General features: G+C 74.1%; 15 protein-coding genes. 9 read left to right on the top strand and 6 right to left on the bottom strand.

What is annotated here, in order from left to right:
- Positions 1-456 (top strand): hypothetical protein, encoded by a 456-nt coding sequence (locus HS99_RS19125; RefSeq protein WP_141763763.1) that lies wholly within the window; start codon positions 1-3, stop codon positions 454-456.
- Positions 457-574: 118 nt separating this feature from the next.
- Here HS99_RS19125 and HS99_RS19120 read toward each other — a convergent pair whose 3' ends face one another.
- On the bottom strand, positions 575-1,939 hold the full coding sequence (locus HS99_RS19120) for an MFS transporter (RefSeq protein ID WP_030283619.1): 1,365 nt from the start codon (positions 1,937-1,939) through the stop codon (positions 575-577).
- Positions 1,940-2,685: 746 nt separating this feature from the next.
- Between HS99_RS19120 and HS99_RS19115 the strand changes: the two genes are divergently transcribed.
- From HS99_RS19115 to HS99_RS19095, 5 genes are read left to right on the top strand one after another with little or no spacing between them, the layout of a single operon-like run.
- On the top strand, positions 2,686-8,742 hold the full coding sequence (locus HS99_RS19115) for a type I polyketide synthase (RefSeq protein ID WP_232790669.1): 6,057 nt from the start codon (positions 2,686-2,688) through the stop codon (positions 8,740-8,742).
- Positions 8,739-10,556: a non-ribosomal peptide synthetase gene (locus HS99_RS19110; protein WP_030550844.1), complete on the top strand. Its 1,818-nt coding sequence runs from the start codon at positions 8,739-8,741 to the stop codon at positions 10,554-10,556. Before HS99_RS19115 ends, HS99_RS19110 begins: the two co-directional genes overlap by 4 nt.
- 54 nt (positions 10,557-10,610) lie before the next feature.
- The gene (locus HS99_RS19105) at positions 10,611-12,392 is read left to right on the top strand and encodes a beta-ketoacyl synthase N-terminal-like domain-containing protein (RefSeq protein WP_030550846.1); all 1,782 of its coding nucleotides are present in this window, start codon (positions 10,611-10,613) and stop codon (positions 12,390-12,392) included.
- A gap of 2 nt (positions 12,393-12,394) precedes the next feature.
- Positions 12,395-13,645, top strand: a complete 1,251-nt coding sequence (locus HS99_RS19100; protein ID WP_030550851.1) for a cytochrome P450 — start codon at positions 12,395-12,397, stop codon at positions 13,643-13,645.
- A 2-nt stretch (positions 13,646-13,647) separates the two neighbouring features.
- Positions 13,648-14,343 (top strand): formyltransferase family protein, encoded by a 696-nt coding sequence (locus HS99_RS19095; protein WP_030550852.1) that lies wholly within the window; start codon positions 13,648-13,650, stop codon positions 14,341-14,343.
- Positions 14,344-14,432: 89 nt separating this feature from the next.
- Here HS99_RS19095 and HS99_RS19090 read toward each other — a convergent pair whose 3' ends face one another.
- The gene (locus HS99_RS19090; protein ID WP_223886139.1) at positions 14,433-15,404 is read right to left on the bottom strand and encodes a helix-turn-helix transcriptional regulator; all 972 of its coding nucleotides are present in this window, start codon (positions 15,402-15,404) and stop codon (positions 14,433-14,435) included.
- A gap of 217 nt (positions 15,405-15,621) precedes the next feature.
- On the opposite strand from HS99_RS19090, the gene HS99_RS19085 reads away from it, so the two are divergent.
- Both HS99_RS19085 and HS99_RS19080 read left to right on the top strand, forming a co-directional pair.
- On the top strand, positions 15,622-16,173 hold the full coding sequence (locus HS99_RS19085; protein WP_063737893.1) for a hypothetical protein: 552 nt from the start codon (positions 15,622-15,624) through the stop codon (positions 16,171-16,173).
- 145 nt (positions 16,174-16,318) lie between these two features.
- Complete coding sequence (locus tag HS99_RS19080; protein ID WP_030283606.1) at positions 16,319-16,573, top strand: hypothetical protein; 255 nt, start codon at positions 16,319-16,321, stop codon at positions 16,571-16,573.
- 78 nt (positions 16,574-16,651) lie between these two features.
- Here HS99_RS19080 and HS99_RS45070 read toward each other — a convergent pair whose 3' ends face one another.
- The 3 genes from HS99_RS45070 to HS99_RS19070 all read right to left on the bottom strand — a co-directional run bounded on the left by HS99_RS45070 (position 16,652) and on the right by HS99_RS19070 (position 19,021).
- The gene (locus HS99_RS45070) at positions 16,652-16,807 is read right to left on the bottom strand and encodes a DUF6131 family protein (RefSeq protein ID WP_094742860.1); all 156 of its coding nucleotides are present in this window, start codon (positions 16,805-16,807) and stop codon (positions 16,652-16,654) included.
- A gap of 176 nt (positions 16,808-16,983) precedes the next feature.
- Complete coding sequence (locus HS99_RS19075) at positions 16,984-17,289, bottom strand: WhiB family transcriptional regulator (RefSeq protein WP_030283604.1); 306 nt, start codon at positions 17,287-17,289, stop codon at positions 16,984-16,986.
- 181 nt (positions 17,290-17,470) lie between these two features.
- Positions 17,471-19,021, bottom strand: a complete 1,551-nt coding sequence (locus tag HS99_RS19070; RefSeq protein ID WP_050366949.1) for a threonine/serine exporter family protein — start codon at positions 19,019-19,021, stop codon at positions 17,471-17,473.
- A gap of 258 nt (positions 19,022-19,279) precedes the next feature.
- Between HS99_RS19070 and HS99_RS19065 the strand changes: the two genes are divergently transcribed.
- Positions 19,280-19,780, top strand: coding sequence for an FBP domain-containing protein (locus HS99_RS19065; protein WP_030283600.1), 501 nt, complete (start codon positions 19,280-19,282; stop codon positions 19,778-19,780).
- A gap of 30 nt (positions 19,781-19,810) precedes the next feature.
- Here HS99_RS19065 and HS99_RS19060 read toward each other — a convergent pair whose 3' ends face one another.
- Entirely contained in the window at positions 19,811-20,851 is a 1,041-nt protein-coding gene (locus tag HS99_RS19060; protein ID WP_232543026.1) for a GntG family PLP-dependent aldolase, read from the bottom strand.
- Positions 20,852-20,904: the final 53 nt, after the last annotated feature.

The following is a 20,904-nucleotide window of genomic DNA, read 5'->3' as shown; positions in this document are numbered from 1 at the left end:
GTGACGTATCTTCAGAAGCAGTCTCCGGCCGAGGAGTCGGCGGTCCCGGCCCCGGCCGGCGGCGGCCCGGCCCTCCCCGCCGCACTGGCGCTCCCCGCCACGCTGGTCGGCGCCGCCGCCCTGGTGGCCGTCGGCTCGCTGTGGAGCCTGTGGTACCTGCCCTTCGCGGTCGGCCTGCCGGTCGGCGCGGTGACCGCGGTCCGCGGCCTGCGCGCCCGTACGGCGGTGCTGGTGGCGGCGGTGGCGGCGGTCGCCGGCTGGGGCACCCCGCTGCTGTGGCGGGTCGCCTCCGGCGACGCCGTGGCCGGCACCGCCCGGACGGTGGCCGCCCTGGCCGGGTTGCCGGCACTCGCCTCGCTGGTGGTCGCGGTCACCCTGCTGATCGGCCTGGTCCAGGCGCTGCTGGGCGTCTGGCTCGGCCGGACGGCGGCCGCGGCCCTGCGGCCCGGGCGGTGACGGCCGCGGGCGCGGGCGCGGCGGTGGCATGACGGCGGGACGACCCGTCGGCAGTTCCCCGGGGCGGGCCCGGTGCGCGAAGTGCCGCGCACCGGGCCCGCCCCGTGCTCAAGCTCCGTCAGCCGGTCCGGGCGGCCCTGGTCCGCCGGCCCACGGCGATGACCGCCGCGCCGAGGAGGCACGCGACGGCGGCGGTGACGTAGGCGAGATGGTAGCCCCCGAGCTGGTCCTCGCGGGTCCCGGCGACCAGGACCATCAGCGCCACGCCGACGCTGGCGCCGATCTGCTGCGTCACCACGTTCACCGCGCCGGCCACGCCCTGCTGCTCGGCCGGGACGCCGGAGAGCCCCGCGGTGGTCATCGAGGGGAAGTTCAGGCCCTGGCCGACGCCGCTGAGCACCAGGCCGGGCAGCACGTACGTCACGTAGCCGCCGGAGTGCGGGGTGGCCGTCCACAGGCCGGTGCCCACGCCGATCAGCACCAGGCCGACGGCCATCAGGGTGCGCGGGGTGTACCGGGCCAGCAGGCGGCCGGTGGCGAAGTTGGCGGTGAGGAAGACGGCCAGGGACATCGGCACCAGCGCCAGGCCGGACTCGAACGGGGAGTAGTCGAGCATCCCCTGGAGGTACAGCGGGGCGAAGAACAGCATCCCGACCGAGCCCATGTACTGGAGGAACGCGGCCAGGCTCGCGGACTGCACCGAGGTGAGCCGGAAGAGGCCGAGCGGCAGCACCGGGTCGGCGGTGCGGTGCTCGCGGACGACGAACAGCACCAGGCAGAGCGCCGCGGCGCCGAGCACGATCCAGGCCGTCGCGCCGCCGCTGCTCACGCCGACGACCAGCAGGGTGAGGCCGAGGGTGCCCGCGACGGCGCCAGGCAGGTCCAGCCGGCCGCTGTGCCCGGCGCCGTCGGGCAGTCCGATGCGGGTGACGGCCAGGACGCCGGCCCCCAGCAGTACGGAGAACCACAGCACCGAGCGCCAGCCGAGCAGTTGGGTCAGGACGCCGCCCAGCATCACCCCGCCGCTGAAGCTCGCGGCGCCGACGGCCGCGTAGACGCTGAACGCCCGGTTGCGGGCCGGGCCGGCCGGGAACGCCTCGGAGAGCAGGGCCAGCGCGGCCGGTCCGGAGAGGGCGGCACCGATGCCCTGGACGGCGCGCGCGCCCAGCAGCACGGCGGTGTTCGGGGCCACCGCCCCGACCAGGGCGGAGGCGGTGAAGACCGCGACGCCCGCCTCGAAGACCCGGCGCCGGCCGAGCACGTCGGCCAGTCGGCCGCCCACCAGCAGGAAGCCGGCGAAGGTGACGGCGTAGGCGGTCATCACCCACTGGAGCGTGGTGTCGCTCAGGTCGAAACGCGTGCCGATGGACGGCAGGGCGGCGTTGAGCACCCCGAGGCCGCTCACGTCCAGGGCGAGCGCCCCAGCCAGCACTCCGAGGGCCAGTCCGGGTCGGATCAGCGGCGTGACCGCGGTGTCGGTCATGCGAGCCCGCCCTCGCACATCCCGGGGTGTGCGCCGCGTGGTGCACCGGGGGGTGCGGCCACCCGGGGCCGCGGGAAGTGCCGACCGGCTGAGGAGCGGTCGGCGCCGACTGGCGCCGTCTCGAGACTCGCAACTGGCATGGGGATCAGCTTGCCCGGGCGGGTCGTCCGCTGTCCACCCCGCCCCGCGCCAACTCGGCCCGGCGGCAAGGCGGTTCATACGCCCACTCCCCTAGGAGATCGAATCGGACACTTTGGCGATCGAATCTCGCCACTGGCCGGACCAGTCTCCGGCGACGCTTGTCTCCCCATTCACCAAGTGGCACTCTCATACCCGCTGGTCGGTAAATGCTCGGTGATCCGAAGCACCTCAATTCGCATATTCCCTTGCGCTTGACACGATCGACTTCGATACCCACCCCGGTTGGGGTTTCCCGTGTTTCCCCCCGTTCTCCGTGCTCAGGGCGGATCGGGACAGCAACGCCGCGCAGTCCCCGGCGGCGAACGTGCCGCCGGACCGATCGGCACGAGCCGCACGCGTCGGCGAGAACTTCACAGTGGCCCGCTGATCCGCGATCTCCCGAGCTGTCGTGACGCTCGTGATCCGGGATTCCGGAAGCGGCTGAATTCGCCTCCGCGGTCCGGCTGTCCATGCGCCGGCTGCCGGTCGGCGGAAAAACTCCACCCCACCATTCCACCCGCCCTGCCCATGGAGTCGCCATGCCCCGAGAACGTGCAGCGCGAGACGTGTCCGCCGTGACGGAATTCCTGCTCTCCCGTGTTTCCGAGCTGTTGGCCGTGCCCGCGAACGCCGTGGACCGCCGGACGCCGATGCACCGGTACGGGCTGGACTCCGCGAAGTCGGTGGCCCTCGCCGCGGCTCTGTCGGAGTTCGTCGGCCGGCCCGTCCCGGCCACCTGGCCGTGGCAGTACCCGAGCGTGGAGGAGTTGGCCCGCGCGGTGGTCGACGGGCCGCCCGCCGCCGAGCCCGCCCCGGACGCCGACCGCCGCGGCGGACGCCGAACGACCGCGCACGAGCCCGTCGCGGTCGTGGGCATCGGCTGCCGGTTCCCCGGCGGACCGGACCCGGCCTCGTTCTGGCGGCTGCTGGTCGAGGGCGGCGACGCCGTCGGACCGGTGCCGGCCGCACGGCGGGAACTGCTCAACGACCGGGTCCGCTGGGGCGGGTTCATCGACGGCATCGACCGCTTCGATCCGCTGTTCTTCGGCATCTCGCCCCGTGAGGCCGTCCAGATGGACCCCCAGCAGCGGCTGATCCTGGAGCTGTCCTGGGAGGCGCTGGAGGACGCGGGCATCGCGCCGCACAGCCTGGTCGGCACCGACACCGGGGTGTTCATGGCCTCCTGCTGGGGCGACTACGCCGCCCTGGCCCACTACCGCGGCCCCGACAGCCAGATCACCCCGCACACCGCGACCGGGATGCACGACGGCATCATCGCCAACCGGGTCTCCTACCTGCTCGGCCTCCAGGGCCCCAGCATGGCGATCGACGCGGCCTGCGCCGGATCCCTGGTCTCGGTGCACGTGGGGTGCCAGTCGATCCAGCTGGGCGAGAGCGACCTGGTGCTCGCCGGCGGCGTAAACCTGAGCTTCGTCTCCGACTACTACACCGCCATGGACCAGATGGGCGCGCTCGCCCCGGACGGCCGCTGCAAGTCCTTCGACGCCCGCGCCAACGGCTACGTCCGCGGCGAGGGCGCCGGTGTCGTCGTGCTCGCCCCGCTAAGCGCCGCCCTGGAGCGCGACCTGCCGGTCTACTGCCTGATCAAGGGCAGCTCCTCCAACAACGACGGCCTGAGCAACGGCATGACGGCGCCCAACCCCCAGGCGCAGGAGAAGATGCTGCGCACCGCGTACCGGCGGGCCGGCATCGCACCCCACCTCGTCGACTACATCGAGTGCCACGGCTCCGCGACCCCCCTCGGCGACCCGATCGAGGCCAACGCCATCGGCGCGGTGCTCGGCGGCGACCGGACGGAGCCGCTGCGGCTCGGCTCGGTCAAGTCCAACGTCGGCCACCTGGAGGCGGCCGCCGGGATCGTCGGCCTGGTCAAGCTGGCGATGTCGGTGCGCAACGGCGTGCTGCCGCCGAGCCTGCACTACAGCGCGCCGAACCCGCAGATCATGTTCGACGAGTACAACCTCACCGTCCAGGACCGGCTGACGCCCTGGCCGCGGCGCTCCGACGCCCGCCGTGGAGGCGTCAGCTCCTTCGGCTTCGGCGGCGCGATCTGCCACGTCGCGGTCGAGGAACTGCCGCGCCCCGAGGCCTCGTTGCTGCTGCTCGCCGCGGACTCCCGGGAGGCGCTGGCCGAACGGGCCCGGGCGCTGCGCGACGAGGACGACCTGCGCGCACTGTGCGCCCGGAAGCCCGGCGAGGGCGCCTTCCGGCTCGCGGCCACCGCCCGCGACATGGCCGAACTCCGGGCCTCCCTCGACGCCTTCGGCAGCGGTGCGACGGCTGACGGGCTCAGCGTCGGGGAGGCCCCCGGACGCAGGCCCCGGGTGGCCTTCCTGTTCTCCGGCAACGGCTCCCAGTGGGTGGGCATGGGCCGGCAGCTGCTCGCCGGCCTGCCCGTGTTCCGCCGGTCGATGATGCGGTCGGACCGGCGGATGCGGGAGCTGCTGGGCTTCTCCCTGGTCGACCAACTGCTCTCCCCCGACGGCCGCCTGGACGACATGGACGTCTTCCAGCCGCTGCTGTTCTCGCTCCAGGTCGCCCTGGCCGACGCCTGGCGCTCGCTGGGGGTGGAGCCGGACGTCGTGGTGGGGCAGAGCGTCGGCGAGTTCGCCGCGGCCCACGTCGCCGGGGCGCTCGGTTTCGACGATGCCTCCCGGCTGGCCGCTCATCACGGCCGGCTGCTCCAGCAGCTGGCCGTCGGGCGGGGCGACGGCATCGTGGTGATGACCGCCGCCGACGAGGTCACGCCGTACCTGACCGGTGGGCTCACCCTCTCCGGCCGCAACGGCCTGCACTCCACGCTGGTCACCGGCACCCCGCAGGAGATCGACGACCTGGTCCAGCGGCTGACCGGGGCGGGCGTCACCAACCACCGGGTACGGATGGGCCACGCCCCGCACTCCCCGCTGGTCGACCACGTGCTCGCCCCGCTGAAGGTCGAACTCGACGGCATCCGGCCGCGGACCGCCCGCATCCCGATGATCTCGACCGTCACCGGCGCGCCCGTCGACGGCGCCGAACTCGGGCCGGACTACTGGGCGGACAACCTGCGCCAAGAGATCCGGGTGGTCGACGCGCTGACCAGGCTGCGCGACCACGACATCGACGCGGTGGTCGAACTCAGCCCGCACCCGCTGCTGTTGAAGTCGGTGTCGGAGATCCTCCCGGCGACCACCCTGCCCTCGATGCGCCGCGGCGCCGACGAGGCCGCGACCCTGCTCGGCTCGCTCGGCGCGCTGTACGCCGCCGGACTGCCGGTCGCCGCCCACCCGTTCCTGGCCGGCGACCGGGGGCGGCACACCACGCCGAGCCGCGGGGCCGTCGCTGCCGACGAGCGGCTGCACCTGGTGCCCGTCACGGCCCGTACCGCCGAGGCGCTGGCCGACACCTGCCGGGAGCTGTCCAACCACGTCGAGCGCGACCCCGGCCTGCGGGTCTCCGACCTCGCCTACACCCTGGCCGCCCGGCGCAGCCACCACGGCCAGCGGATCGCGCTGTTCGCCCGCAACCGGCAGGACGTCCTGGACGGCCTGGCCCGGGTCGCCGCCGGAACGCCGCACCCCGACGTCCTCACGGGTGCGGTCTCCGGCAACATCGACCGGCGGGTGGCGCTGGTGTTCTCCGGCGGCGGCACCCAGTGGGTCGGCATGGGCCGCGAACTGCTGCGCTCGCACGTCGGTTTCCGCAGCTGGATGCAGGCCTGCGACGAGGCCGTGCGGGCGGCCGGCGGCTGCTCGGTGCTGGAGCAGCTGGCCGCCCCGGCCGAACGGGCCCGGTACGAGGAGATGGACTTCCAGCAGCCGGTGCTGTTCGCCCTCCAGGTCTCGCTGGCGAAGGTCTGGCTCGGCCTCGGCATCGAGCCGGCCGCCGTGGTCGGGCACAGCCTGGGTGAGGTCGCGGCCGCCTGCGTCGCCGGGGCGCTCTCGCTGGAGGACGCCGCCCGGGTCGTGGTCGCCCGCTCGCACCTGCTGGAGCGCGAGGCCGCGGTGGGCGCCATGATCTCGGTCGACCTGCCGGAGGCCGAGCTGCTGCCGCGGCTCGCGCCGTACGCCGGGCACGCCGCCGTCGCCGTGGTCAACAGCCCCACCAGCGCGGCGGTCTCCGGCTCCCCCGAGGCGATCGACGCCCTGGAGGCCGAACTCGGGCGGGACGGGATCTCGGTCCGGCGGATCCGGGTCGAACGGCCCGTGCACAGCCCGGGCATGGACCCGCTGATCCAGCCGCTGCGCGCGGCCCTCGACGGCATCGTCCCGCTGCCGCCCGGCATCGACTTCCACTCCACCGCGGTGGCCGGCGCGGTGAACCCGACGGCCGACGTCGACTACTGGGTGCACAACCTGCGCAACCAGGTCCGGTTCGCGGAGACCATCGGCACACTGGTCGACCAGGGCGTCGGCACCTTCGTCGAGATCGGGCCGCACGAGACGCTGCGCGGCGCGGTCGAGGAGATCGCCCTGACCCGCGGCGCCCGGGTGCACGCGATCAACTCGCTGCGGCGCGAGGAGAGCGACCTGCGCTGCCTGCTGGGCGCCGCCGCCTCGCTGTTCGTCCGGGGGCTGCCGCTGACCTTCGACGGGCTGTTCGCCGACGACGTCGAGGTGGTGGAGACCCCGCTCGTCCAGTGGCAGCGGGAGCGCTACTGGATCGACACCGAGCCGCGCACCCCGGCCGTGGAGACCGCGGCCGCGCCCGCGCCCGCCGCCGTCGCGGCGGTGCCCGAGGCCCGGCCCGTGGAGCAGCAGCCGACCGGGAGCCGGCCGGTGGCGGAGGTCGTCCTCGCCGAGCTGGCCGACGCGCTGGGCGTGCCGGTCGGCCGGTTCGACCCGAACGCCAGCCTGCTCGACTTCGGTCTGGACTCGATGCTGGCGATCCGGCTGGTCAACAAGCTGCAGTCGCTGTTCGGGCACCGGGTGTCGCCGGTGGTGTTCCTGGACGGCCGGGCGATCTCCGAGGTGGTCGGCCACTTCGTCGAGCTCACCGCCGGACCGGCCGCCGCGCCGCAGCCGGTGGAGCCGGTGGAGCACGCGCCGGTCGCAGCCCCGGTTCCGCCCGCGGCCGTCGGGACCGGGCCGGGCCGGACGCTCCCCGACGGCCCGTCCGAACTGTCCGAGCTGTCCGAGCTGTCGGAGCTGTCCGAGCTGTCCGAACTGGACGCCGAGGAGCTGCTCGACGAGCTGGACGCCCGCGGCCTGCTGGAGGCCACCGACGCGCCCGCGCTGGACCAGCTGCGCGCCGAGGGCCTCGGCCTCCGACTGGCACCCGCCTCGCACGGCCAGGCCTCGCTCTGGTTCATGCAGATGGTCTCGCCGGACGCCGTGCCCTACAACTTCATGGTGACGGCCAGGATCCGGGCCGCGGTCGACGAGAAGGCCCTGGAGCGCGCCGTACGGGCCGTCATGCTGCGCCACCCCGCGCTGCGCACCCTCTTCGTGGAGGCCGGCGGCAGCCCGTACCAGGTGATCCTGGACGAGCCGGTGTACGAGTTCCTGGTGGTGGACACCTCCGACCTGGACGACGAGCAGGCCCGCGAGGAGCTGGCCCGGCACGGGCACCGGCCGCTGGACCTGGACAACGGGCCGCTGGTGCGGGTCGTCCTCCTGACCCGCGGGCCGGCCGACCACTACCTGCTGGTGCTCGTCCACCACATCGCCTCGGACGCGGCTTCCGCCGACGTCATGATCCGCGAGCTCCAGGAGTACTACGAGGGCGCCGACCCGGCCGCCGGCCCGCCCGTCGCCCCGTACACCGAGTTCGTCACCCGGGAGCGGCAGTGGCTGGCGAGCCCGGCGGCCGACGCGGCGCTGGACTGGTGGTCGCGGAAGCTGGCCGATCCGCCCGCCCACCTCGACCTGTCCGACAAGGAACGGCCGCCGGGCGTCACCTACGAGGGCCGCGACCTGGCGTTCCGCTGGAGCGCCGAAGAGACCCGCCTGCTGAGGGAGTTCGCGCTGCGCGAGGGCGTGTCGATCAGCACCGTCGTCCTCGCCGGGTTCTTCGCCACACTCAACCGCGCGGTCGGGACGGAGGACTCGGTGCTGGCCACCGCCATCGCCCAACGGGCCGAGCCGGGTTGGGAGTCGGCCATCGGCTACTACCTCAACACGGTGCTGGTCCGGGCGAACCCCGCCGCCGACCGCAGCTTCCGCGAACTGCTGCGCGAGGTCCACGCGTTCTCGCTCGGCCTGCTGGAGCACATGAACTACCCGCTCGACCTGCTGGCCTCGCAGCTGAAGCCGCCGCGCGCCGAGGGCCGCTCCCCGTGGTTCGACGTGGTGGTGAACTGGCTGTCCTCGGACGCCTTCCCCCGCTCCGTCAAGCTCTTCCACGGCGTCGGCAGCACCCTGACTCCCGACGGCGCCCTGCCGCTGGAGCCGCTCCAAGTGCGCAGGCACCTCGCCAAGTTCGACCTGGAGATCTCGATGGCCGACATCGACGGCGAGGTGGCCGGCCACGTCCAGTTCAAACCGAGTTACCTGGAAAGGCACACCGTGACCGCACTGCTCGCGCTGTACCGCAGCGTGCTCTTCGACTCGATCGCCCGACCCGACCTGCCCCTCGGCGACCTCGCGCCGACCGGCCTGCCCGAGGGGACGGCCCGGTGACCGCGACCCTGCACTCGGAGTTCCTGGAGCAGGCGGTCAAGAGCCCCGACGCGACCGCGGTCTACTCCGACGCCGGAGTCCTGACCTACGGCGAACTCAACGAACGCTCCCGGGAGTTGGCCGAGCAGCTGGCCGCCGCCGGCGCGGCGCCGGGCGTCCCGGTCGGCATCTGCGTCGAGCGCACCCCCGACCTGCTGGTCGGCATCCTGGCGGCCCTGCGCACCGGCGCCTGCTACCTGCCGCTGGACCCCAACTACCCCGCCGACCGGCTGACCTTCATGGTCCGGGACAGCGGCGCCCGCCTGCTGCTCACCACGCCCGCCTCCCGGGCCGCCTGCCCGCCCGGCCCGACCGTGGTCGTGCTGGGCGACGCGGTGACCACCGAGCCGGGCGCCCGGCCCGTACCGGTGGTGCCCGAGGACACCGCGTACGTCATCTACACCTCCGGATCCACCGGCCGGCCGAAGGGCGTGGCCGTCCGGCACGGCGGCTGCACGGCGATGCTCGCCGAGCTGGACCGGGTCCTGGAGGGCTGCGACCTGAGCGGGATCTCGGCGGCGAGCTCGGTCTGCTTCGACATGTCCGTGATGGAGATCTTCAACGCGCTGTGCCGCGGCGGCGCCGTCGTGCTGGTCGAGAGCGCGGTACACCTGGCGGAGAGCCGGTACGCCGACCGGATCACCCACCTGAACGTCGTCCCGTCCGTCATGAACGGCCTGCTGGACGCCGGGGCCCTGCCGCCCAACGTACGCTCGGTGGTGTTCGGCGGTGAGGCGCTGCGCCGCAAGCTGGTGGACCGGACGTACCGGGAGACCGGCGCCGAGCGGGTGTTCAACGCCTACGGCCCCACCGAGGGAACCGTGTTCTGCTCCTTCGGGCCGGTGCCCGCGGACGGGACCGGCGAGCCGACCATCGGCCCGCCGACCACCAGGGTGTACGTGCTCGACGAGCAGCTGCGGCAGGTGCCGGCCGGTGCGTCCGGGGAGCTCTACCTCGGCGGCCCCGGCCTCGCCCACGGCTACGTCAACCGGCCGGGCACCACGGCCGAACGATTCCTCCCCGACCCCTTCCGCAGCGGCGAGCGGATGTACCGCACCGGGGACGTCGTCGAGTTCACCGACGGCGGCGAGCTGCGCTTCCTCGGCCGGACCGACCACCAGGTCAAGCTGCGCGGCTACCGGATCGAGCTGGAGGAGGTCGAGGCCCGGCTGACCGCCTGCCCCGAGGTCCGGGAGGCCGCCGCCGTCGTCCGGGGCAACCGCCTGGTCGGCTACGTCGTGCCCGCGGCCGAGGGCGCCGCGCCGGACCGCCCCCGGCTGGACGCCGCGCTGCAGAGCGCCGTCACCGGCCGGCTCGCCGTCGAACTGCCCGACTACATGGTGCCCGCGACGCTCGTGCTGCTGCCCGCCCTGCCGATCGGCCCCGGCGGGAAGCTCGACCGCAACGCGCTGCCCGAGCCGCCGGCCGCCGGCGCCGACGGGCCGCTCACGGCCGCGAGCACGCCGACCGAGGTGGCCCTGTCGGAGATCTGGGGCCAGCTCCTGGGCCTCGAACCGTCGGCCATCGACGTGCAGTCCGCCTTCTACGACCTCGGCGGCGACTCGCTGCTGCTGGTCCGGCTGGCCCGGCTGATGACCCGACGCTTCGAGCGCCGGGTCCGGGTTCCCGACCTCTTCAGCTTCCGCGACATCTCCTCCCTCGCCCGATGGCTCGACGACGAGAGCGGCGCCACCCCCGAGGTGGTCCGGTCGGCCCGCGAGCGCGCCGGCACCCGTCGCGCCGCGCTGCGCGGCCGCGGCACCGCCGGCCGCTGAGCCGCTGAGCCGCTGAGCCACCCTCACTCGACAACGGAGCAGGAGCCCCCTCCCATGACCGACAGCCCCCAGCAGGAGTACGACCCGGGCGACGTGGCCGTCATCGGCATGTCCCTACGGGCGCCCGGAGCGCGCACCAAGGAGCAGTTCTGGGACAACCTCGTCCACGGCCGGGAGTCCATCTCCTTCCTGGCCAAGGACGACATCCACGTCGACGAGACGCTGATCCACAGCCCGTTCTACGTCCGGGCGTGCGGCGTCCTCGACACCTACGACAAGTTCGACCCGTCGGTGTTCGGCATCAGCGACCGGATGGCGGCCGCGATGACCCCGGAGAACCGGCTCTTCCTGGAGAGCGCCTGGGAGTCGCTGGAGGACGGCGGCTACGACCCGGACCGGCTCGTCGCCGAGATCGGCATGTACGGCGCCAACAACCCGCAGACCGCCGCGCTCTACAGCTCCCCGCCGGACCGGGTGTCGGTCGGCCCCGAGGCGATCGAGGCCAGCCTGGCGTGGTCGCCGGACACCATGACCTCCAACGCCCTGTACTACATGGGCCTCACCGGCGAGGCCGTCACCGTCGCGGCCGTCTGCGCGGGTTTCCACTACGCGGTGCACCTGGCCTGTCAGTCGCTGCTGCTCGGCCAGACCGACATGGCGATCGCCGGTGGCGCGATGGTCCGGCTGCCGCACCCGCGCGGCCACCTGTGGGAGGAGAACCGCATCCTGTCGAAGGACGGCCACTGCCGCCCGTTCGACGCCAACGGCACCGGCACCGCGCTGTCCAGCGGTGTCGTCACCGTGCTGCTGAAGCCGCTGAACCACGCCGTCGCCGACCGCGACCACGTCTACGCCGTGGTCAAGGGCTCGGCCGTCAACAACAACGGCGTCAGCGCCATGGCGTACGGCCTGGCCCAGCCCGAACGGCTGAGCGCCTGCATCGCGAGCGCCATGGAGGTCGGCGGCGTCGCCCCGGACACCGTCTCCATGTACGAGGCCAACGGCCTGGGCCTGCCGGTGACCGACGAGCTCGAAGTGCACGCCGCGACCATGGCGTTCGGGAAGCAGACCGCGACCACCTCGATCGGCGGGGTCAAGGGCAACGTGGGCCACGGCGGCGTGGTCTCCGGCGGCTTCGGCGCGATCAAGGCCGCACTCGCCCTGTACCACCGGAAGCTCCCGGCGACGATCAACCTGACCGAGGTCAACCCGGACCTCGACTTCCCCGGCACCCCCTTCGTGCCGCAGCTCGAAGGGGCCGACTGGGAGCCGGAGGCGGGCATCCGCCGGGCGGGCATCACCTCGATCGGCGGCGGCGGCTACAACGCCCACCTGCTGCTGGAGGAGGCGCCGACGCCCGCCCGGCGCGCCCCCGAGGTCGAGGGCCGGCCGCGGCTGGCCACCCTGTCCGCCCTGGACGACGACGCCCTGGCCCGGCAGCGCACCCGGCTCCGGGAGTGGCTGGAGGCGAACCCCGGACTCCGCCTGGACGACGTCTGCTTCAGCCTCAACCTCGGCCGCAAGGTGATGCCCCGCCGCTGGGCGGCCGTGGTCCGCAGCCGCGCCGAGCTGATCGCGGCGCTGGCCGACGACGCCCGCGGTCCGGCCACCACGACCGCCGCCGCCCCGCGCACCGACTCCGACGGCTTCTCCCGCACCGACCACGGGATCGTGCCCTCCGGCCGGGACGAGCGGGCGCTCTCCGAGCTGGCCGCCGCCTGGGTCACCGGACGTCAGGTGGACTTCGCCGCCCTGCACGTGGGCGAGGCCAGCCACCGGGTGCCGCTGCCCACCTACCCGTTCCGGCCCCGCCGGTTCTGGCGAACGGACTGGTGAGCATGAGCGCACCGGCTCCGGCACCGGCCACCGTGGACCTGGGCGACCCGGCCACCTTCGCGACCCACGACCTGGACGGGTTCTGGCGCACCCTGCGGGACACCGCGCCCGTGCACTGGAACCCGCCGGTCGACGGCCGTCGCGGCTTCTGGGTGCTCTCCCGCCACGACGACATCCTGACCACCTACCGGGACGACCGGAACTTCACCTCCGAGCGCGGCAACGTCCTCGTCACGCTGCTGGGCGGCGGCGACGCCGGGGCCGGCCGGATGCTCGCCGTCACCGACGGGCACCGCCACCACGAGCTGCGCAAGATCCTCCAACGGGTGCTCTCCCCCAGGGTGCTGGACGAGGTCGCCCGGACCGTCCGGGCCAACACCCGGCAGTGGATCCGCGAGGCCGTCGAGTCCGGCGGCTGCGACTTCGCCCAGCAGATCGCCGCCCGGATCCCGATGACCACCATCTCCAACCTGCTCGGCGTGCCCGGGCAGGACCAGGACCACCTGCTCGGCCTGACGCGGACCGCGCTGTCCACGGACGACGAGGACGTCGACGAGGTCGACTCCGAGATGGCCCGCAACGAGATCCTGATGTACTTCATGGACCTCGTCGAGGAACGGCGCGAGGCACCCGGCGACGACGTGATCAGCATGCTGGTCGCCAGCGCGATCGACGGCGTGCCGCTGACCGACGAGGACGTGGTGCTCAACTGCTACAGCCTGATCATCGGGGGCGACGAGACCAGCCGGCTGACGATGATCGACTGCGTCCGCACCCTCGCCGCCCGGCCCGGGGAGTGGCGGCGCCTCAAGCGGCACGAGGTCGCCGTCGACACCGCGGTGGACGAGGTGCTGCGCTGGGCCTCGCCCACCATGCACTTCGGGCGCAGCGTCGTCCGGGAGACCGAACTGCACGGCGTACGGCTGCGGCCCGGCGAGATCGTCACCCTCTGGCACGCCTCCGGAAACCGGGACGAGCGGGTCTTCGACCGGCCCGGGGTGTTCGACCTCGGCCGGACCCCCAACCGGCACCTGGCCTTCGGCTACGGCCCGCACTTCTGCGTCGGCTCGTACCTGGCCAAGGTGGAGATCGCCGAACTGCTGATCGCCCTGCGGGACTTCACCACCGGTTTCGAGCAGACCGGCGAGGCGCTGCCGATCCGGTCCAACTTCCTCACCGGCTTCTCGACGCTGCCGGTGCGGTTCGAGCCCGATCCCGCCGGGCTGGACGCCCCCGCCGGGCCGAAGGAGTGAGGATGCACATCTACCTGTCAGGGCAGGGCGCGTTCGCCGTGCAGGTCGCGGAGGCGCTGCTGGACGAAGGGCACAAGATCGTCGGCGCGGCCGCCCCCCGGCTGCGCAAGGGACAGTCCGACGAGGGCAACGCGATGTGCTGGGACCGCCTGCGCTCCTGGGCGTACCCCCGGGACATCCCCTGGACGGATTCGGCGGAACTGCGCGCGCGGCACGTCCCGGACGGGGTGGACATCATCCTCGCCGCGCACTCGCATGCCTTCCTCGGCCGCGAGACCCGTGCCCGGGCCGCCGTCGCGGCCATCGGCTACCACCCCAGCCTGCTGCCGCTGCACCGCGGCCGGGACGCGATCCGGTGGACGGTCCGCGACGGCGACAAGGTGACCGGCGGCAGCGTCTACCACCTCACCGAGCGCACCGACGGCGGCCCGATCGCCGCCCAGGAGCACCTGTTCGTGCCGCCGGGCTCGACGGCCCGGAGCCTGTGGCACGACCACCTGGCGCCGCTCGGGGTGCGGCTGCTGGTGAAGGTGGTCACCGACCTGGCCGCCGGCCGGCGGATCGAGGTCCCCCAGGACGAGGCGCTGGCCACCTGGGAGCCGGCGATGGGCGCGCCGCCGCTGTTCAAGCCCGAGCTGATCGCCCTGCCGGGAACGGCGCAGGTCGACGGCAGCCGGTGGGCGCTGCACGAGGGCTGAGGCCGGGTGCCGACCGCCCGGCCCGGGCCGGGCGGTCGGCACCCGGGGTTTCGCCGCGGTGACGGCGCTCGGTCCCGCAGGCGCAGCGCTCAGTCCCGCAGGCGCAGGGTCCACCCCGGCGAACGCCCGTACGCGGCGCGGTACAGGCTCGCGAAGTGGCCGGGGTGGGCGAAGCCCCAGTGCATCGCGATCCCGGTCACCGTGGCGGTCGCCGGGTCGGCGGCCAGCAGGTCCCGGTGGGCCGCGTCCAGCCGCACCCGGCGCAGGTAGCCGAGCGGGGTGGTGTCCAGGTGCCGACGGAAGGCGTACTGCAGCGCCCTCGGGGTGACGAAGGCGGCCGCGGCGATGTCCGCGAGGGAGATCTCCCGGTCCGCGTTCGCCTCGACGAAGGCGATCGCCCGGCGCAGCGTGGCCGGCGTGGCGTCGGTCCGGTCGGCGGGGACGGGATCGGTGCGGCCGGTGTGGGGCAGGGCCGCCAGGGTGGCCGCCGCCAGGTGCTGGGCCGCGGTGGTGAGGAGCAGCTCGTTCCCGTAGGCGGCCGGGTTGTCCAGCACGTGGTCGCGCACGTAGGCGACCGCGGCGCCCAGCTGCCGGTTCGCCGCCTCGTCGACGGTCCGGAGGCCGGTCAGCCGCACCGGCGCGCCCTCGGCGCCGGCCGGCGCCATGGCGTCCAGCAGCGCGGTGTCGAACATCGCGATGGTGTAGCGGGCCGAGCGGACCTCGCCGCGGTACGGGGCGTCCGGCGGGGCGATCAGGAAGGTCTCGCCGGGGCCGAAGACCGTCTCCCCCTGCTCCCCGTCCGCCCCGCTCCGGTCGACGACCGTGCCGGCGTGGATGCTGAGCAGGCACACCCGGCCGAGGCTCTCGGCGTCGTAGGCCATGTCGTAGCCGAAGGAGAGCCGGTCCACGTTGAGCGGGCCCGCCGCCCTGCGGCTTATCCGGGTCCTGGCGTCCGCCGCCGACTTGCCGATCCGCATCGGCGTGTACGCCGTGGACAGGAACTCCTCCGTGGCCTCCGCGCTCGTACTGTCGAAGGACAACTCCTCCACCGTCACCGCCACCCGTCCATCGGCATGCCGCCCCGTCTGCGGGATCGGTGCCGAGGCTACGCGCCACTCGGCGCGACCGAAAGCCGATCACTCGTTCCCTGCCCGCTCCGGCTTCGTTCCGGCGCCCGTCCGGGCAGGTCGCTTCGTTCCCGCAGCTGCGGGCGGGCGTGAGGGTGCACCACGGTGGGACAGCACCCGCCCGGGTGCGTACCCCACCGGAAGGGCCTCCATGACCCCGCGCAGCACGCCGTCCGCCCGCCGACCGCATCCCGGTCCGGGCATGGGCGCGCAGGTCGCGGCGCTCGCCGCGGAGGCCGAGCGGCAGTTCCGGGACGGCCTGTGGGAACTCGCCGCGCAGGACGCCGCACTGGCCCGGAAGACCGCCGAGGGCCTCGCGCAGGCGCTCGGGGCCGAGACCGAACCGGAGCCGCTGCCGGTCATGGACCGCCTGGAGCGCCTGCGCGAGGCGCTCGCCGTCCTCGCCCTCGGCATCGCCCGCACCCACGGCCAGCTGGCCTGGTTCCTCGCCCGGGCCAGCACCGTATTGGCCCCCGTCCTGTCCTGGCGCTCCCTGCCCGCCGACCGGCGGCAGTCCTTCGGCACCGTCGTACCGGACGCCGAGGCACTCGCCGACGCCGAGGGCGCCGTACGACGGCTGCACGCGGCCCTCATCCGCACCGGTACCGGAGCCGTCCTCCCGCCGAGGCCGGGGGCCGCGCCGGACGGGCTGGGACCGGACGGCCTGGAACCGGACGGCCTGGAACCGGGCGTCGTCGTCTGACCGGGTGGATCCCGGCGTGCGGCCACCGGGCCCAGGGTTCGGGGGCGGATTTCGGGGCACCCGTCCGGTCGTCCGTTCGCTGACGACTCGGACGGGTCCGGACAGCCTCGTAAAGGCCCGGACAGCCTCGGAAAGGGAGGAAGCCATGACCACGCGTGACCAGAACGGGACCCAGCCGGACGAACCGACCCAGGAACGGTCCGCCGAGGAGCGTTCGATCACCGCGCCGACCCCGGCCGACGTCCGGGAGAAGGCGCGGGGGAAGGTCGGGGACCGGGAACGGTCCGCCGAGGAACGCTCTATCACGGCCCCCACCCCGGCCGACGTCCGCCGCAAGGGCGGCACGGACGGCGACGACGACGAACCGGAGCCGCCCGCGGCGGACGCCGTGGCGCCCTGAGGCGGGTCCTCCCCGGGAGGACGTGAATCGCGCCGGTACGGACGATGGTCCGTACCGGCGCGACCGCGTTCCAGCTGGTCAGTAGTAGTGGCGGCGGCCACCGACAGCGTGCCCGAGGGCCCCCAGGAGCCACAGGATCAGGCCGATGACGACCAGGACGATGCCGATCGTCCACAGGATCGAAATCCCGAGCAGGAAGCCGACGATAAGCAGGATGACGCCGAGGATGATCACGAGGTCCTCCCTGAGGGTCGTGGGGACGGCGGTCGGGAAGGCCGGCTGCGACGCACGGCGTCGGAGCCGCCCCTGGGCGGCGGAGCCGTCACCTCTCCGACCCTGCCCATGACTCGCGTCTACCGCCGCACGAGACAACCAAACCCGCGACCGGCCTCCGACCTCGGCGGCGGTCGTCAGGCGGCCGTGGGGGTGGGATCGACGGCGAACAGGGCGCGGCGCTCCGCCGCGGTCAGCCCGCCCCGGACGCCGTACGGCAACCGCGCCGCGAGCGCGTGCCGGCGGCACTCCACCCGGACCGCGCAGCCCGCGCAGACGGCCTTCGCCGCCGCCTCGCGTTCCTTCGCCTCCTTCGCGGTGGTGCGGTGGGCGGGGGCCGGGAGGAAGGGGACCGCGCCCTCGGAGGTGTGGCAGGCGCCTGCCGGCTGGGGGCTCCGGTGGCGCTCGGGGGCGGCGGGCAGCGGGCGGGAGAGGTCGGCCACGGCGGATCCTTCCGATCGGGGTCGTTGCCCCACTCGTCTAACCGCGTCCCGCGTGTTCATGCCCACGCCCGCCGGACGCCTCCGTCACCGGACAGATCCCGGCGACGGACGCGTCCCCGCGACGGGACGCGTCCCCGCGACGGACCGGGACCGGCGGCGGACCGGTCCGGGCCCGGGCGGGTCAGCGACGGTGGCGGCCCCCGCGCCGGCGGGCGGGCGGGGGCGCCCCCGTGGCCGGGAGAAACAGCCGGGCCGCCTCGCGGCCCAGGTTCACGCCGATCGCGAGGGCCATCGCCGTGGCCGTGGCCCGACCCATCCCGCTGAGTCCGGTCTCCGGTTCGCCTCGGACGAAGGCCAGCATCCCGAAGTACAGCAGCGAACCCGGCAGCAGCGGGCCCAGGGCGGCGGTGACGAACGGCAGCGCGGAACTGCCCCGGTACCGGGCCATCAGCTGGCCGGACAGGCCGACCAGCACGGCGGCCAGCCCGGTCGCCATGATCGGCTCCCCACCGGCGCCGACCAGCACGGCGTACGTCGTCCAGCCGGCCGTGCTGTTGACCAGGACGGCCGGCAGCGTGGCCGCCTCGGTGTTCAGCAGCACCGCGAAGGCCAGGGCGAGCAGGATCGCCGCCGCCAGCTGGAGCGGCGGGTCGGCCAGGGAGGTCGGCACACTCTGGGTGGCGAGGTCGGCGCCGTTGTTGACGCCGACGTAGAGCACCGTCATCACCCCGACGATCACGCCGGCCAGCAGGTACACCACCTCCAGCAACCGCGCGGCGGCGGTGAGGTAGAAGCCCGCGAGGCCGTCCTGCACCGCCGCCACCATCGGCCAGCCGGGCAGCAGGGCGTAGAGCCCGCCGGTGATCACCACCGAGCCGCGCAGGTGCAGTTGGTTGAAGGACAGCAGGATGCCGACCACCGCGGCCGGGGTCGCGGCCGCCGCGATCCGGTAGAACTCCGGTAGGTCGTGCCGCCCCACCAGCGCCGCGAGCCAGTGACCGGCCATCGCCGCCACCACGGCGCTGACGAACACCAGCCAGGCCCGGGCGTCGGACCGGCCGCCGATCAGCAGCGTCGCGGCACCGGCCAGCAGACCGGAGGACACCACCAGGGCCCAGGCCGGGTAGTGGCGGCAGTGCCGGCGCACGGCCCGCAGCCTCCGGTGGGCGGCCTCCACGGCGAGCCCGCCCGCGGTGATCTGGGTGACCAGCCGGAACAGCGCCGCGAGCCCCGCGTAGTCCCCGGCGGGGTGGTGCACCGTCCGCTCGGCCGTCACCGGCGGCTCCCCGGGGCCCTGCTGGTAGGAGATCGCCACCCGGGTGAAGGTGACCTGGGGATCGCAGGGGCCGGCCCGGTACGTCCGCGCCACGGCGAGCATCGCCGCCTCGACCCCCTCCGCGGCCTCCCCGTAGGCCAGCATCAACTCGCCGACCAGCAGGGCCAGATCAACGACGGCGGCGACCTCGGCGGGGGCCGGTGCGCCGTCACGGTCGCGCTTGCCGACACCGACCAGCGGGCGGGCGGAGGTCGGAGTGCGCAGCAGCGGCAGCATCAGGTCGGGCCAGCGCGCCGCCGGATCGACGTCCCGCCCGGGCCCCGGTGGCCCGAGCGGTCTCCCGGGATCGGCCTCCTCGGCGTCGGCGGCCTCGCCGTGCCTGCCCTGCGGCGGCACCCGCCGACCGGCCCGGCCCTCCGACTCGGCCCGCGCGCCCCGCTCCTCGTGTTCCGGCATCGTCGCTCCCTGCATCACCCCCCACTTGGCTACCTTTCGCACCCAGTCGACTACCCGTTGTCATTGATTCGTGAACGTCACGCCCGGCGCACGCCCGCCCGCTTCACGCCCCACCGGCCGCCGGTGGCGGCCGCTGGAGCACCGCCCGGCTGCCCGGGGTGCAGGCCTCGGGGAAGTGCACAGGGCGGGGGCGCCCGCTCGGCGGTCGACCGGGGTGCGTCTGGCGGGAAGCGTCGGACACGCCCTAGGCTCTGACGGATGCGTCCACTTGCCGAGAACGAGATTCGTGAATCCTTCGTCAACTGCTCGAAGGGAGAGGCACGCAGGCTCAGCGTTCCCCGCAACCTGTCCGAACTCCCTTGGGACGACCTGGACTTCCTGGGATGGCGGGATCCGGGCGCACCCGACCGCGGCTACCTGGTCGCCGTACGGGGCGAGGGCCTGGTGGGGATCACGCTCCGCGCGCCGAACGTCCGGCGCAGCCTGACCAAGACCAACGTGTGCTCGCTGTGCATCACCATCCACGGCGGCAGCGGGGTGGCGCTGCTCTCCGCCCGGCGGGCCGGTGCCGCCGGGCGCGAGGGAAACACCGTCGGCACCTACATCTGCGCGGACCTGGGCTGCTCGCTGTACGTGCGCGGCAGGCGCCGGTCGGCGTCGGTGAGCCGGCCGGAGGAGTCCCTGACGCTGGAGGAGCAGGTCTCCCGTACGGTCGCCAACCTGGACGCGTTCGTGGAGCAGGTGCTGCGGACGGCGTGATCCGCCGCCCGCGGCGCCCCGGCGGCCGGTTCAACCGGCCGTCGGGCCCTCCTTGAGCACCCGGGCCACGATGCCGACGGCGGCCGTCACGTCCTCGGCGCTCACCCCGTTGTGGACGACCGCGCGGATCCGGCCGTGGCCGAACTCGGTGACCGCCAGGCCCTGCTGGTGCACCGAGGCCAGGAAGGTGCGCCAGGTAAAGCGTTCGTCGGTGACCTTGAAGATCACGATGTTGGTCTTCACGGTGTCCGGGTCCATCTCCACGCCGGGGATCAGCGCCAGCCCCTCGGCCAGTCGCCGGGCGTTGGCGTGGTCCTCGGCGAGCCGCTCCCGGGTGTCCAGGGCGACCAGGGCGGCGGCCGCCAGCAGTCCGACCTGGCGCATCCCGCCGCCGAGCATCTTGCGCAGCCGGCGCACCTTCCCGACGAACTCCGCGCTGCCGGCCACCATCGAGCCGACCGGCGCGCCGAGCCCCTTGGAGAGGCAGAACTGCACCGAGTCGACGTGCGCGGTGATCTCCGCGACCTCGACCCCGGCGGCGATCGCCGCGTTGACCACCCGGGCGCCGTCCAGGTGCACCGCGACGCCGCGTTCGTCCGCGAAGCGGCGCACCTCGGCGAGGTAGTCGAGCGGCAGCACCGCGCCGCCGCACCGGTTGTGGGTGTTCTCCAGGCAGATCAGCGAGGGCAGCGCGAACTGCGGGTCGTCCGGGTCGGCGGGGAAGGAGGCGGCGAGGTCGGCCAGCGCGATCGTGCCGTCCGGCCGGTTCGGCACCGGCTCGTAGACGACCCCGCCGCAGACCGAGGCGCCGCCGGCCTCGTACAGCCAGATGTCGCTCTCGGTGCCGACCACGGCCTTGGTTCCGCGCGGCGCGTGGGCCATGACCGAGGCCAGGTTGGCCATGGTGCCGCTGGGGAAGAAGCAGGCCGCCTCCTTGCCGGTCAGTTCGGCGGAGCGGCGTTCGAGCTCGTTGACCGTCGGGTCCTCGCCGTAGACGTCGTCGCCGAGCTCCGCCTCGGTCATTGCGGTGAGCATCTCGGGCGTCGGCAGTGTGAAGGTGTCACTGCGCATCTCGATCACGGCAGGAGGGTCCTCTCGTTGCATGGTGCGTTCGTTCTCACGTG

Source organism: Kitasatospora aureofaciens (genome assembly GCF_001188955.3).
Classification (GTDB): domain Bacteria; phylum Actinomycetota; class Actinomycetes; order Streptomycetales; family Streptomycetaceae; genus Kitasatospora; species Kitasatospora aureofaciens.
Note: the sequence above shows the minus strand (reverse complement) of the source record. Positions and strands in the feature narration are given on the sequence as shown.

What these genes read in the sequence shown, in the direction of transcription:
- HS99_RS19120 (WP_030283619.1), bottom strand. Translation starts at nt 1,939, where the DNA reads ATGACCGACACCGCGGTCACGCCGCTGATCCGACCCGGACTGGCCCTC.
- HS99_RS19105 (WP_030550846.1), top strand. Translation starts at nt 10,611, where the DNA reads ATGACCGACAGCCCCCAGCAGGAGTACGACCCGGGCGACGTGGCCGTC.
- HS99_RS19100 (WP_030550851.1), top strand. Translation starts at nt 12,395, where the DNA reads ATGAGCGCACCGGCTCCGGCACCGGCCACCGTGGACCTGGGCGACCCG.
- HS99_RS19095 (WP_030550852.1), top strand. Translation starts at nt 13,648, where the DNA reads ATGCACATCTACCTGTCAGGGCAGGGCGCGTTCGCCGTGCAGGTCGCG.
- HS99_RS19085 (WP_063737893.1), top strand. Translation starts at nt 15,622, where the DNA reads ATGACCCCGCGCAGCACGCCGTCCGCCCGCCGACCGCATCCCGGTCCG.
- HS99_RS19080 (WP_030283606.1), top strand. Translation starts at nt 16,319, where the DNA reads ATGACCACGCGTGACCAGAACGGGACCCAGCCGGACGAACCGACCCAG.
- HS99_RS19070 (WP_050366949.1), bottom strand. Translation starts at nt 19,021, where the DNA reads ATGCCGGAACACGAGGAGCGGGGCGCGCGGGCCGAGTCGGAGGGCCGG.
- HS99_RS19065 (WP_030283600.1), top strand. Translation starts at nt 19,280, where the DNA reads ATGCGTCCACTTGCCGAGAACGAGATTCGTGAATCCTTCGTCAACTGC.
- HS99_RS19060 (WP_232543026.1), bottom strand. Translation starts at nt 20,851, where the DNA reads ATGCGCAGTGACACCTTCACACTGCCGACGCCCGAGATGCTCACCGCA.